A 12,829-nucleotide genomic window follows, 5' to 3' on the forward strand; every position below is an offset into this window, starting at 1 on the left:
TACAATTGTGTGCGAATTCAAGAAAAATTAAACCACCTATCCCCTAAAGAATTTAGGGAACAAGTGGTTTAGGTGTTTTGATAGGTGTCCCGTTTTCAGGGTTCACTTCAAATAGGGAGGTTTTTTATATTACATGAATGAAATATACAATTAAGCTTGCACTTTACTTTTCATAAATGTATGGATGCGTTCTAATGCTTTCTCTACTTGTTCAAGAGATGTCGCATATGATAAACGAACATTATTTGGAGCACCAAATCCTGTACCTGGTACAAGAGCCACTTTTTCCTCTTCTAATAGAGCTTTTGCCCAATCATCAACTGTTGTATATCCTGATAAAGCTACAGCTTCTTTTACGTTAGGGAATAAGTAAAATGCACCTTGCGGTTTAATACAAGTAAAGCCAGGGATTTGAATTAATTTATCATAAATGATGTTTAATCTCTCTTCAAAGGCTTGACGCATTGTTTCCACAGGTTCTTGTGAGCCCGCATATGCCGCAATTGCGCCGTATTGAGCGATTGAAGTAGGGTTTGACGTACTATGACTCGCTAAGTTCGTCATCGCTTTAATAAGCTGCTTATTTCCTGCAGCATACCCAATACGCCATCCTGTCATAGAATGAGATTTAGATACACCATTAATAATAAGTGTTTGTTCTTTTAATGCATTAGAAAGCTGGGCAATTGAAGTATATTCTACGCCACCATAAATTAATTTTTCATAAATTTCATCAGAAACGATTAAAATATCATGTTCTAAACATACTTCTCCAAGCTGTTGTAATTCTTCTTTGCTATAAATCATTCCTGTTGGATTGCTCGGTGAATTAATAATAACTGCTTTCGTTTTCTCTGTAATTGCCTCACGCAGCTGCTTTGCTGTAATTTTGTACTCATTGTCTTCTAAACCTTCTACATAAACCGGCTTACCGCCAGCAAGCTTTACTTGCTCTGGATAGCTTACCCAGTAAGGAGTTGGGATGATAACTTCATCTCCCTCATCAAGTAATACTTGGAATAATGTATATAATGCATGCTTTGCACCATTACATACAATAATTTCAGATGGATCATACGCAATACCTTGATCGCGAGTAAATTTCTTCACAATTTCTTGTTTTAACGATTGTAATCCACCTGTTGGTGTATACTTCGTATGCCCTTCTAACATCGCTTTATGTGCAGCATCCATAATATGCTCTGGTGTATTAAAGTCAGGTTCCCCTGCCCCTAATCCAATTACATCATGACCTTCTGCTTTTAATGCTTGCGCCTTTGCTGTAATTTCTAAAGTTGAAGACGGTGTTAAAGCAGCTACTCGCTTTGCTAATTTCATTTGTAGTTCCCCCTACATCTATTTTTCAATGCTATATCGTCTTAAAAATTTCCCATCTTTAAATTCAAGATAGTAATAACTATAACGATTGTCATCATCAATATATGTAACTTCCCATAGTGGTACATCATTTTCAAAGCCTAATTTCACTTTCATAATTTCTTTCGGCTTACTTTTTGATTCCTTACTTTCATTGCCGACTTGTTCTAACGTTCTTTGTATAGCCTCTTTTTCAGAAATACCTTCGCTCTTTTTCCTTACTACAGTATCCCCTTTTTTCTCAGGCACCCAAACGATAAGTTGTTCTCCCTTTTCATCTGTACCTTGCACGACTATATATGCAGATTTTCCGTTGTAATAATCAACAGATTTCACCTTTGTAAGCTTTGCTTTTTCTTTAGCAATTTCTACAAATTTCGACTCTTTTGGAATTTTCTTTCCCATTGCTTTATTATAAACATACGCCCCATATATTCCGCTAGCAACGATAACAATAATGATTGCAAAGATCCACTTTTTCATTGTATCACTACGTTCTGTAAATCGTAAATACAGCTGTTTCTTTATCTTTTTCGTCTAATGCTAGTCCGAACATGAGGTCCTGCTCTTTTAACGTACGATTCAAACTATCAACAATTTTATACAAATCAGACGAATATTTAATACGCGTCGTTGATAGTACTTCGATTTTCTTCTCCATGAAAAAACTCCTCCGTTACACAAAAATTTCTAATTATAGAAGAACGCAATGCGGTTACAATAAGAGTACATTCTTTACAACCCCTGCTTCATCACCCATCTATTATAGCAGGACATGTACAGCAAAAAAAGGTTTCAAGTCGAAAACCAACACATTTTGTATACAAGAAGTAAGAAAAATAAAATTCCTCCTACCCACATTTTTTACGCCTGAAGTTTATAAGTACTTCAGGCGTATTTTTCTTCCATTTTTATTCATTTGATGGTTCTTCTAATTGTACTAATAATTCTTCTAATGGCCCTTCATAAAGAGGTGCGTTAGGGATCGATTGTAGAAATCGTTTTCCATAGGAAGAACTCGTCAAACGACGATCTAACACTACTACCGTTCCTGTATCTGTATTCGTTCGAATTAAGCGGCCGAATCCTTGTTTGAAACGTAATATTGCTTGTGGCAGCGCTAATTTAGCGAATACATCCTCACCTTGATTTTTTAGCCACTCACCTTTCGCTTCCATCATCGGCTGATGAGGAGGCGTAAATGGTAGACGGACAATAACAAGACAACTTAAGGCATCTCCTGGAATATCTATCCCTTCCCAGAAACTGCTCGTCCCTAATAAAATTGATTTGTCGAACTCTTGAAACTTTCGAATTAAGCGGCTTCGACTTCTATTATTCACACTTTGTGTGAGTAATAAAAAACCCTCTAATTCATCATTATTTTTTAAATTCGCATACGCTTCTTTTAACATTTCATACGAAGTGAATAAAACAAGCATTCTGCCTTTTGTGGCTTTCGCTATCTTTGCAATATGTTCCGATACAGATTCAATATATCGCTCATTACTTACTTGCTTAATAAAAGGTACATCCGTTGAAACCATTAATTTCATTTGTTCATCATAACGAAATGGCGACGGAACCTTTAAAGTATTTGGAGCGAAATCATGCAAACCAAGTTCCTCTTTTATATAATCAAACGTATCGTTAACTGTTAGTGTTGCGGATGTAAAAATAACACTCTTTTTTTCTGTTAAAAATTCATCAGCAAATCTTTCACCAATATGAACAGGCTGTGCATATAGAACTGTTGAATGAATCGTCCCTTTCGTTTCAGTCTCCATCCAAGTTACATACGAATTCTTTTCTAATACGAGTAACTGTAATGATTCTGCCATCTTTCTCAGCAACTCAATTAAATGCATAAATTCACCTGTTACAACATGCATCTCCCATTCTAACTTACTTTGCAATATGTCCACTTGCTTCTCAAGAGCAGTTACTACCCTTCTTAATTCATATATAAAACGATTTGTTAATTCGACGATACTATCCCACAACTTACCTTTTTCTAGTTCTGTGTTATACCTATAGATGAGCGGCATATTATTCGTTCCTTGTTCTTGCTTTGTTTGTTTAAATATAAAAGTACGTAACATTTGGAAGAGTTCATCCGCATCAAACTTAAGTTCCTTCAAACTATAACTTATCATACGGAAAGTTGAACGAGATGCTTGCTCTGATTTTTTCATCATTTTATATACTTTGGAGAGTACATCTTCTGTTTCTAGCGTCCCAAGACGAGATATAACCAATTGAAAATACATACAAGAGAACTGTTCACCCAATGTTCTACTCGCAGCTTCTTCAATATGGTGAGCTTCATCAAAAATAATATGTTCGCATGAAGCAAACAGCGGTTCTTCACTTGAAAAATCTTGAAATAATAACGCATGATTTGTGATAACGATATCTGCAAATAAAGCTTTATTCTTCGCTCGCTGGTAAAAACAACGACTAAACCAATTACTTTGCATACCGCCTGGACTATACGCATCACTACAAATACGATTCCAAAGTAACTTTCCGCCCTCAGGAATATTTAATTCGTCTCGATCACCCGTTTCAGTTTGCAATAGCCAAACTAAAATCTTTGCCTTCGTAAGTGCCATATCATAATTTTTTTCTTCCTCTTGTAAAGCATACTCAAATTTGTGTAAGCAAAGATAATGCTTTCTTCCTTTTAGAAGAGCTGCCTCAAATGAAAATGGCATTATTTTTTGTAATAACGGTATTTCTTTTTCTAATATTTGTTGTTGGAGTTGTACCGTTTGTGTACTTATAATGACAGGTTCTTCTTTTCTCTTTGCAAAATAAAGACTAGGAAGCAAATACGCAAGAGTCTTTCCTGTTCCTGTACCGGCTTCAATTAGTGAAAAACGAGAATCTCTTAACGCCGTATATATCTCTTTCATCATCAGTTGTTGACTTTCTCTTCTTTCAAACTTTGGCATATGTGATTCCAATTTATCCATCGTTTTATTCAAGAAAGCATCAAACTTTGATGAACACGTTTCTCCAAGGTTTAAGGAATAGTTCCGCTTTTTCAGCGCAATATTTCGATGTATTTCATACTCCGCTATATCTTCTTTACCATGCATTACTTTCTTTAAAATATTTTCAGAAAGCACATCAGCTATATCACTTTGGAACACGTCGCTTAATTCATAAAGCGATTGCAACGTGACAAGTGGTAACTTTTCAATTTCATTTAAAAATTGTAAAAATAATTCCGCTGTTGCGAGAGCATCACTATCCGCACGATGTGGTTGATCGTGCTCTAGTTCATGCTTCTTAGCTAAATCACGTAATTTATAACTATCAGCTGTCGGCAAAAGAATTTGAGCCAATTCAACCGTGTCGATTTTAGGACAATGTATTTCTGTATATCCAGCCTGCCTTAATTCTTCATTTAAAAAATTCCAATCAAAGTGAACATTATGCGCAACGAAAGCCGCACCTTGTAATAGCTCAACAATCATCGGGGCTACATCTTGAAATAACGGGGCTTGTTTTACAAGACTTTCATCAATCCCTGTTAATTCTGTAATAAATGGTGGGATCTCTCTCTTTGGGTTAACAAAAGACGAAAAAATCTCCAATATCTCTCCATCTTCTACTACAACAGCTGCAATTTGGGTAATTTTATCCTTCCCATCTTTCCAGGAGTTCCCTGTCGTCTCTAAATCAACAACGACATAACGCTTACTCATATATGTAACACCTCAATTTCTTACCTTTCAAACAACAATAATTTATATAATGTTACTATACCACGTTTTATCTCATCTTAATGAAAAGATGCACAAAAAAGCTATCTCCGCAATGGAGATAGCTTTTCTATTTATAATATCGTACCCGCTTTTTCAGCACCTAGCATTTCAATAATTTGATTATTATCGTCTAGTACTGCAATTTTTGGTTCTTGTTTATGAACCTCTTCTTCCGTAACTAGCCCATAACAAATAATAATCACTTTGTCCCCTGGTTGTACAAGCCTTGCCGCAGCACCGTTTAAACAAACAACCCCACTACCGCGTTCCCCTTTTATAACGTATGTCTCTAAGCGAGCACCATTATTATTATTTACAATTTGAACTTTTTCGTTTTCTACAATATTTACTGCATCCATTAAGTCTTCATCAATTGTAATACTACCTACATAATTTAAATTTGCCTCCGTTACAGTTGCACGATGTAACTTTGCTCTCATCATTGTGCGAAACATAGATGCTCCCCCTTATTTAACCGTTAATGTTATATTGTCAATTAATCTTACATTTTCAAACTTAACTGCAATAGCTAAAATGATTCTTCCTTCGACATTCTCTACCATTGTTAATAACGGATATGCATATAAATCCGCATAATCTACAGTGCCTTTCGTATGCGTCTCAATATACTCTTTCACAAGATTTGTAATGATTTCCGGATTACGTTCACCTGCCTCAATTCTTTCTTTCGCTATACATAGGCTGCGGTATAAATGAAGAGCCTCTTCACGTTCATCTTGTGATAGGTACACGTTACGAGAACTTTTCGCTAATCCATCTTCTTCCCTTACAATATCAACTGGTACGATTGTAACTGGAATATTGAAATCAGTTACAAATCCTTCAATTACTGCAACTTGTTGAGCATCTTTCATACCGAAATAAGCACGCGTTGGCAGCGTAATATTAAATAGTTTCATTAGTACAGTTGCAACACCAGCAAAATGACCAGGTCTTTGTTGACCGCATAATACGTCCGTGCGCTTCACAACTTCTACTGTTGTTGTTTGTTCTGCTGGATACATTTCTTCTACACTCGGATAAAATAAATAATCTACACCGTTTTCTTTTGCTACATTTTCATCTCTATCAATATCACGAGGATATCGATCTAAATCTTCATTTGGGCCAAATTGCAGCGGGTTTACAAATACACTTAAAACTACAATTTCATTTTCTTCTCTTGCCTTACGTAATAAGGTAGCATGCCCTTCATGTAAATAACCCATCGTTGGAACAAAACCAATACTCTTTCCACTTGCACGAAGTTCGTTTGTAATTTGCTGCATCTCTTGCACTGTAGTTACGATTTTCATTATTGTTTTCCTCCGTATAACGCTAAGCATTCTTCCTCTTTCATTGTGAACGAATGTTTTTCTTCAGGAAATTGCCTTGTCTTTACTTCAGTAACGTATTGTGAAATCCCACGCACAATCTCCTCTTGAACAGACGTATATTGCTTCACAAATTTCGGAACACGATTCACGCCGTATGAGATAAGATCATGATAAACAAGCACTTGCCCATCTACTTTTTGTCCTGCACCAATCCCAATTGTCGGTATTGTTAGTTGCTCTGAAATAAGTTCTGCTAACTGCATTGGTACACATTCTAACACAAGCGCTATTGCACCAGCTTCTTCACATTTCTTTGCATCTTCTATTAATTTCTTAGCACTCTCCGCATCTTTTCCTTGCACTTTATATCCACCCAACACTCCTACAGATTGAGGGGTTAAACCTAAATGCGCTACAACAGGAATTCCTGCGTTCGTCAAATATTGAATTGTTGATATAACTTCTCCAGCACCTTCTACCTTCAGTGCATGCGCCCCGCTCTCTTGAACGATGCGGCGTGCATTCACCATCGTTTCTTGTAACGATACGTGATACGACATAAATGGCATATCAGTTACAATAAACGTCTCTTTCGCTCCGCGGCGTACAGCTTTCGTATGATGAATCATATCCTCTACTGTTACAGGTACTGTTGAATCGTATCCGAGTACAACCATTCCAAGAGAATCTCCAACTAGAATCATATCAACTTCAGCTTCTTCTGCCAATTTGGCAGATGGATAATCATACGCCGTTAGCATTGTAATCGGCTCACCTTGCTCTTTCATCTTCAAAAAATCTGTTTTTGTTTTCAAAAACTACTCCTCCTTTATGCAGGAGAGAGGAGATGGCCGAAATCATATAAAAAACCCCTCTGGCCATAAAAGGGCAGAAGGGTTGTGTGTTAGTCGGCATTATTCATCCCTCTGTCCCAGTCCGTTATTGGATCAAGGCAGAATCCAAGTTATTATTTTTCGTATTACCTCGAATCATGGTGCAGTTCGCTCTGATACTGCCCACATTCGAACTAATTATAGCAAACTACAAAAGGGAATTACTACATTTTTTCGAAAAAATAATTTTTTATTCTTATTACGGTATATGAAATTTAACACGAGAGTATATATGCTATAAAGTGGAACTTTAATCACCCCTCACCAATCGGGCTTTTACGGACAGCCCGCTCCCCCACCTAACTGCTTTGCTTCCGCTGAATTTTGAGGTAGGGGTCTTACTACCCGGCAAATAGCGGGATAAACTTTTTATAGATAATTCAATCCTGAAAAGATACATGTTTTTTCAACGCATGTTAAAAAAGTCCAAGTTAATTTCTTCTGTAATCAATTTAACTGTATAGTATAACTCTTAAACTAATGATGCAGGTTAATTGAGGAAAAGTACTTAACAAAGGAGAATTGCAGATGTCTATGAACAGGTGGTTATTTCGATTCAGCAGTTTGCTTGTAATGATTGTATGGTGGATGTCTTTAGGATCCTTTCATGTATTTGCCTCAGTTAATGTCGTAACACAACCTACCGATTTAACGAACGTGATTGAGGTTGAACTAAATGATGATTACTTTAATCCAAATGTCATCACGATTCCGCTTGAAGGATCAACAACATTACTATTGAAAAATAAAGGTAAAAACGAGCACACCTTTACAGTGAAAAAACTCGGCATTGACGTCGTAGTCGAGTCAGGAAAAGGAAAGAATATTACCGTGAAACCTAAAAATACTGGTACATATGAATTAATATGTCGATACCATCTCCTTAAAGGAATGGAAGGCAAAGTAATCGTCAAATAACATGCCAGGCCAACTAGACGGAAGATATCTTGAAATGAACTTTAAATATTAAATGAATTTATTATCATATTACAAATTCAACTCAAAAATATTGAAATAAAAAGAAGTTCCAAAAGAGGAACTTCTTTTACTTAATTTCAATATCTGCAGAATGAATATGATGTACTTTCCCCTCATGATCCTCCAGAAGTAATACACCATCCTCTGTGATTCCTTTTGCTAACCCCGTAATCGTCTCTCTCATCGTTCGAGCAGTAATTTCTTTCCCGATGCTCACAGCGTAACTTTCCCAAAGGATTTTAATGACAGAGAAACCATTTTGTAAATACTCTTCATATAATTTTTCTAGTTGTAAATAGATTTGTTGCATAAGTTCTGCACGAACAATCGGCTTACCTGATTCAATCGCTAATGAAGTAGCAATGTGCTGAATTTCTTCATCAAAATGTTCTTGCTTTTGATTCGCATTAATACCGATGCCCATAATAACAGCATTAATTTTATCAGGATCCGCTTGCATTTCTGTTAATATACCTACAGCCTTTTTACCTTGAATTAAAATATCATTTGGCCATTTTATTCCCACGTTTACACCTGTACATTTTTCAATTGCCTGTGCAACACTAACAGCCGCTAACAAAGTAAGTTGCGGTGCATGATGAACTGGGATTGATGGACGTAAAATAATACTCATCCAAATTCCTGTTCCTTTTGGTGAATACCATTTTCTGCTTAAACGACCTCTTCCCGCTGTTTGTTCTTCTGCTACAACGATAGTTCCTTCTTCTGCACCTTCATAAGCAAGTTTTGCTGCAATGTGCTGCGTTGATTCAACAGTTTCTTCAAAATACACTGTTCTACCAATTCGCTTCGTTTGTAGCCCTAACTGAATTTCATTAGCAGTCACTTTGTCTGGCTTACTTGCAATTCGGTAACCTAATCGACGCACAGCTTCAAGTTCATATCCCTCACTCCTGAGGTCTTCCATATGTTTCCACACGGCAGTTCTTGAACAACCAAGTTTATCACTAATCGTTTGGCCGGATACAAACTCGCCATCCGCTTCAGAAAAAACTTGCAATAACTGCTTTCTTATAGTAGATTGCATCCTTGCAGCCACTCCCTTATACGCTCTTTCTCATTAACTACGTTTCCTTGTACGATTGCTTCCTCGATTTTCTGAAGCATGTCAGCAACCCACGGACCAGGCTTTTTGTTTGCCCAGTTTAATAAATCATTACCAGTCACATTCATTTCTTGACGACTCTGGATTGGCAATGCGTGAAACATTGATTGTACTCGTTTAACAGATGTAGGGTCATAGCTTTCAATCATCGCTTCATATACTCTCTCTGCCATTTCAGCGATATGAATTCCCGTTTTATAAAGAAGGACTGTATCCCAATCCTTCTCCTTTCTAGTACGTATTGCCAATAAAACTGCAACAATATCTTTTATTTTTTTATTCGAAAACTTCCATTGACGTAAAAAAACAGATGGATGTTCTTCTCCGATACAATATAAGAAAAATGCCCACGCCTCAATATCCGTTTCGAAAGAATCCCATTTATACTGCGTAGCTTTTAACAGCCTCTCTTCTGACATTTGTAAATATGGCAAATGAGAAAATAGCTTCGTCTCTACTAATTCTTTGAGACCTTTCACACAATATGTACCAGTTAACAGTTTCTCAAACTCTACTGTAATGCGCTCAATTGCTATATGTTCTAGCAAATGCCCATACGTTTCAATCGCTTGCTTCGTTTTCGTTTCTAATGAAAAACCTAACGTGCTTACAAACCGAATACCACGCATCATTCGCAGGGCATCTTCTTGAAAACGATCAGCAGCATTTCCAACTGTCACAATTTCTCTCTGTTGAATGGCTTCCTGCCCAGCAAATAAATCAACCATTTCGCCTTCTTCTGTCATAGCAATTGCATTCATCGTGAAATCACGACGTTTTAAATCCTCTTCTAATGAACGAACAAATTGAACACTACTAGGTCTTCGAAAATCTTCATATTCGCTTTCTGTTCGAAAAGTAGTTACCTCATAAGGCTCACCATTTTCTACAACAATTACAGTTCCATGCTCAAGACCAACAGGAACATTTCTTGGGAATATAGCCATCACTTCTTCTGGTAAAGCAGATGTCGCAATATCAATATCTCCAATCGGCCTATCGATAATAAGATCTCGTACGCTCCCACCAACAAAGTAAGCCTCATGTCCTTGTTGCTTTAATGTCTCAATAATAGAACTAGCTTTTTTAAATCTTTCCATTTTTGTCATCCCTTAGTACGTCATAGTAAATCGTTTCATATTGTGAAACAATTTTTTCTGAGCGAAATTGCTCATAAACACTTTCTCTTGCTCGTTCTCCCATATTGCAGTGAAGTTCCTCGTCCTTTAATAGCTGAGTAGCTTGATTTGCCACTCCTGTTGTATCGCCAACTTCACATAAATATCCTGTTTCCCCGTGTTGAATAACCTCTGGAATACCTCCAACCCGTGTTCCGATACAAGGTACACCACACGCCATTGCTTCTAATAAAACAAGACCAAAACTTTCCTTCTCTGATAGAAGCAACATTAAATCACTCATCGCAAGTAGTTCTGCAACATTATCTTGCTTCCCTAGGAATAAAACGCGATCTTCAATATGTAAATTCTTCACTATCTGTAAAATCGTACAGAATTCTGGTCCGTCTCCAACAAGAAGCAACTTCGCATCTACTTCTTTAACAATTTTAGCAAATGCCTCAACAACATCCTGCACACGCTTCACTTTACGGAAATTCGAAATATGAATAAGTACTTTTTCACTATCACTTATACCGTATTCTTTCTTTAATTGAGACATATTACGCTTGAAATATACGCGTTCGTCTATAAAGTTATATACCGTTTGAATTTCTTTACTTGGTTTTACAAGCTCATGCGTTTCGTTAATTAATGAATGCGAGACAGCAGTAACAACATCCGATTGCTCAATACCAAAACGAATTAAATTATTTAACGACGGGTCGGAACCTAACACAGTAATATCTGTTCCATGCAAGGTTGTAACAATTTTAATACGCTCTCCGATCATTTGTTTTGCTAAATATGCACAAATTGCATGTGGTATTGCGTAATGCACATGTAAAATGTCTAAGTTTTCTCTTTGTGCAACTTCTGCCATTTTACTTGCTAACGCTAAATCGTATGGTGGATATTGAAATACAGAGTATTGGCTTACCGTTACTTCATGAAAATATATGTTTGGATATACTTTATTTAACCGGAATGGTAAACCCGATGTAATAAAGTGAATTTCATGCCCGCGTTCCGCCAATTGCTTTCCTAATTCTGTTCCAACAACTCCAGAACCACCTACAGAAGGATAACATGTAATACCTATTTTTAATTTCATTTACATCCCCCTAATAAATCAGCATGTAATAAAACCGGTTTCTTACTCATAAATCCCTCGGCATACAAGACTCCAACTTCTTTTCCAAACATCTTCTCACGAGCAATCACAGTTTCAACGTAACCTTCTGTTAACGGTGTCTTAACACCATCACTCCCTGTTGAAAACTGACTTTCATACGCTTCTAATGCTTCCACCTTTATAGAGAGGTACTCACTTATATCTATACAAAAATTCGGTTTATGAAAACCATTAATCATATAATTATAAAAAGACTCCACACGATGTGGTGAAAGTTCCGGCATATATTTACGGATTCCTGCTGAAAAAATAGCCTCTTCCACAAGCTTTGCACAATTTGCATGATCTGGATGGCGATCTTCATAGTATGGCGCAAAAACTAGTTTTGGTTTATATGTACGGATCACCTTGACAATTTCACGTATATACTCTTCTTTCATATACAAACCACGGTCTGGCATCGCTAAATTCAGCCTCGTTTTTACTCCCATTATACGAGCTGCGACCTCTGCTTCTTCTTTTCTCAACTCTATCGTTCCATTGGAAGAAAGATCAGCTTCTGTTAAATCACAAATACCTACTTCATACCCTTGCTTTGTATATTTAGCGATGGTACCAGCCATGCCGATTTCAACATCATCGGCATGAGCACCAAACGCTAATATATGTAATCCACTCATAATTGTTCCCCTCATTTTCTTAACTTACGATAATCTAAATCTCCTCGCTCTAATGCGTGCATTAACATTTCAGCACTTGCCATATTCGTTGCAAGTGGAATCGCATATACATCACATAAACGAAGCAATGCATTTACATCCGGTTCATGCGGCTGTGCTGTTAATGGATCGCGGAAGAAAATCACCATATCTAAATCGTTTTTTGCAATCATTGCACCAATTTCTTGATCTCCACCAAGAGGGCCAGATTGATATCTTGTTACAACTAATCCAGTCGCTTCCATAATACGAAGCCCTGTCGTTCCTGTTGCAAATAATTCATGTTGTTCAAAAATTGGTTTATATGCGTATGCAAACGAAACCATATCATTTTTCTTTTTGTCATGTGCGATTAAGGCAATTTTCATCC

The 12,829-nt window shown here is 36.9% G+C and carries 14 protein-coding genes; 2 read left to right on the forward strand and 12 right to left on the reverse strand.

The genetic code is table 11. The features are described from left to right. On the forward strand, window positions 1-72 hold a 72-nt coding region (locus MR170_RS32460; protein WP_326245104.1), incomplete at its 5' end, for an IS3 family transposase. Between the two features lie 78 nt (window positions 73-150). Here the strand turns inward: MR170_RS32460 and aspB are convergent. From aspB to panB, 7 genes are all read right to left on the reverse strand, one after another. Next, the gene (gene aspB, locus MR170_RS08120; RefSeq protein WP_029441861.1) at window positions 151-1,338 is read right to left on the reverse strand and encodes an aspartate transaminase AspB; all 1,188 of its coding nucleotides are present in this window, start codon (window positions 1,336-1,338) and stop codon (window positions 151-153) included. 18 nt (window positions 1,339-1,356) lie between these two features. Continuing rightward, window positions 1,357-1,860 (reverse strand): cell wall elongation regulator TseB-like domain-containing protein, encoded by a 504-nt coding sequence (locus tag MR170_RS08125; RefSeq protein WP_000758740.1) that lies wholly within the window; start codon window positions 1,858-1,860, stop codon window positions 1,357-1,359. Between the two features lie 7 nt (window positions 1,861-1,867). Then, window positions 1,868-2,038: a YpmA family protein gene (locus MR170_RS08130; RefSeq protein ID WP_000412179.1), complete on the reverse strand. Its 171-nt coding sequence runs from the start codon at window positions 2,036-2,038 to the stop codon at window positions 1,868-1,870. Window positions 2,039-2,288: 250 nt separating this feature from the next. Beyond that, the gene (gene dinG / locus MR170_RS08135; RefSeq protein WP_242307925.1) at window positions 2,289-5,093 is read right to left on the reverse strand and encodes an ATP-dependent DNA helicase DinG; all 2,805 of its coding nucleotides are present in this window, start codon (window positions 5,091-5,093) and stop codon (window positions 2,289-2,291) included. Window positions 5,094-5,224: 131 nt separating this feature from the next. Continuing rightward, window positions 5,225-5,608 carry an aspartate 1-decarboxylase gene (panD, locus tag MR170_RS08140; RefSeq protein WP_000490186.1) on the reverse strand — a complete coding sequence of 128 codons (384 nt, stop codon included), beginning with the start codon at window positions 5,606-5,608 and terminating at the stop codon, window positions 5,225-5,227. A gap of 12 nt (window positions 5,609-5,620) precedes the next feature. Beyond that, window positions 5,621-6,469, reverse strand: coding sequence for a pantoate--beta-alanine ligase (gene panC, locus MR170_RS08145; RefSeq protein WP_016082247.1), 849 nt, complete (start codon window positions 6,467-6,469; stop codon window positions 5,621-5,623). Next, window positions 6,469-7,305, reverse strand: a complete 837-nt coding sequence (panB, locus tag MR170_RS08150) for a 3-methyl-2-oxobutanoate hydroxymethyltransferase (RefSeq protein WP_000851108.1) — start codon at window positions 7,303-7,305, stop codon at window positions 6,469-6,471. The genes panC and panB overlap by 1 nt, the downstream gene beginning before the upstream one ends. A gap of 606 nt (window positions 7,306-7,911) precedes the next feature. On the opposite strand from panB, the gene MR170_RS08155 reads away from it, so the two are divergent. Further along, window positions 7,912-8,301, forward strand: a complete 390-nt coding sequence (locus MR170_RS08155) for a cupredoxin domain-containing protein (protein WP_098641122.1) — start codon at window positions 7,912-7,914, stop codon at window positions 8,299-8,301. A 127-nt stretch (window positions 8,302-8,428) separates the two neighbouring features. Here MR170_RS08155 and MR170_RS08160 read toward each other — a convergent pair whose 3' ends face one another. Genes MR170_RS08160 through mgsA form a run of 5 tightly spaced genes read right to left on the reverse strand, consistent with a single transcriptional unit; the run spans window position 8,429 to window position 12,827 of the window. Next, window positions 8,429-9,409: a biotin--[acetyl-CoA-carboxylase] ligase gene (locus MR170_RS08160; RefSeq protein ID WP_016082248.1), complete on the reverse strand. Its 981-nt coding sequence runs from the start codon at window positions 9,407-9,409 to the stop codon at window positions 8,429-8,431. After that, complete coding sequence (locus tag MR170_RS08165) at window positions 9,394-10,587, reverse strand: CCA tRNA nucleotidyltransferase (protein ID WP_088114193.1); 1,194 nt, start codon at window positions 10,585-10,587, stop codon at window positions 9,394-9,396. The genes MR170_RS08160 and MR170_RS08165 overlap by 16 nt, the downstream gene beginning before the upstream one ends. Beyond that, window positions 10,574-11,719: an N-acetyl-alpha-D-glucosaminyl L-malate synthase BshA gene (gene bshA / locus MR170_RS08170; protein ID WP_242307926.1), complete on the reverse strand. Its 1,146-nt coding sequence runs from the start codon at window positions 11,717-11,719 to the stop codon at window positions 10,574-10,576. The genes MR170_RS08165 and bshA overlap by 14 nt, the downstream gene beginning before the upstream one ends. Continuing rightward, on the reverse strand, window positions 11,716-12,420 hold the full coding sequence (gene bshB1, locus MR170_RS08175) for a bacillithiol biosynthesis deacetylase BshB1 (protein ID WP_000015660.1): 705 nt from the start codon (window positions 12,418-12,420) through the stop codon (window positions 11,716-11,718). Before bshB1 ends, bshA begins: the two co-directional genes overlap by 4 nt. An 11-nt stretch (window positions 12,421-12,431) precedes the next feature. Beyond that, entirely contained in the window at window positions 12,432-12,827 is a 396-nt protein-coding gene (gene mgsA, locus MR170_RS08180; protein WP_000684765.1) for a methylglyoxal synthase, read from the reverse strand. Window positions 12,828-12,829 lie beyond the last annotated feature (2 nt).

The sequence above is a fragment of the Bacillus cereus group sp. BfR-BA-01524 genome (assembly GCF_022662595.1).
GTDB classification, from domain to species: Bacteria; Bacillota; Bacilli; order Bacillales; family Bacillaceae_G; genus Bacillus_A; species Bacillus_A thuringiensis_S.

Bases quoted from the DNA above. Each gene is read 5' to 3' on its own strand.
- aspB (WP_029441861.1), bottom strand. From the start codon at position 1,338: ATGAAATTAGCAAAGCGAGTAGCTGCTTTAACACCGTCTTCAACTTTA.
- MR170_RS08125 (WP_000758740.1), bottom strand. From the start codon at position 1,860: ATGAAAAAGTGGATCTTTGCAATCATTATTGTTATCGTTGCTAGCGGA.
- MR170_RS08130 (WP_000412179.1), bottom strand. From the start codon at position 2,038: ATGGAGAAGAAAATCGAAGTACTATCAACGACGCGTATTAAATATTCG.
- dinG (WP_242307925.1), bottom strand. From the start codon at position 5,093: ATGAGTAAGCGTTATGTCGTTGTTGATTTAGAGACGACAGGGAACTCC.
- panD (WP_000490186.1), bottom strand. From the start codon at position 5,608: ATGTTTCGCACAATGATGAGAGCAAAGTTACATCGTGCAACTGTAACG.
- panC (WP_016082247.1), bottom strand. From the start codon at position 6,469: ATGAAAATCGTAACTACAGTGCAAGAGATGCAGCAAATTACAAACGAA.
- MR170_RS08155 (WP_098641122.1), top strand. From the start codon at position 7,912: ATGTCTATGAACAGGTGGTTATTTCGATTCAGCAGTTTGCTTGTAATG.
- MR170_RS08160 (WP_016082248.1), bottom strand. From the start codon at position 9,409: ATGCAATCTACTATAAGAAAGCAGTTATTGCAAGTTTTTTCTGAAGCG.
- MR170_RS08165 (WP_088114193.1), bottom strand. From the start codon at position 10,587: ATGGAAAGATTTAAAAAAGCTAGTTCTATTATTGAGACATTAAAGCAA.
- bshA (WP_242307926.1), bottom strand. From the start codon at position 11,719: ATGAAATTAAAAATAGGTATTACATGTTATCCTTCTGTAGGTGGTTCT.
- bshB1 (WP_000015660.1), bottom strand. From the start codon at position 12,420: ATGAGTGGATTACATATATTAGCGTTTGGTGCTCATGCCGATGATGTT.
- mgsA (WP_000684765.1), bottom strand. From the start codon at position 12,827: ATGAAAATTGCCTTAATCGCACATGACAAAAAGAAAAATGATATGGTT.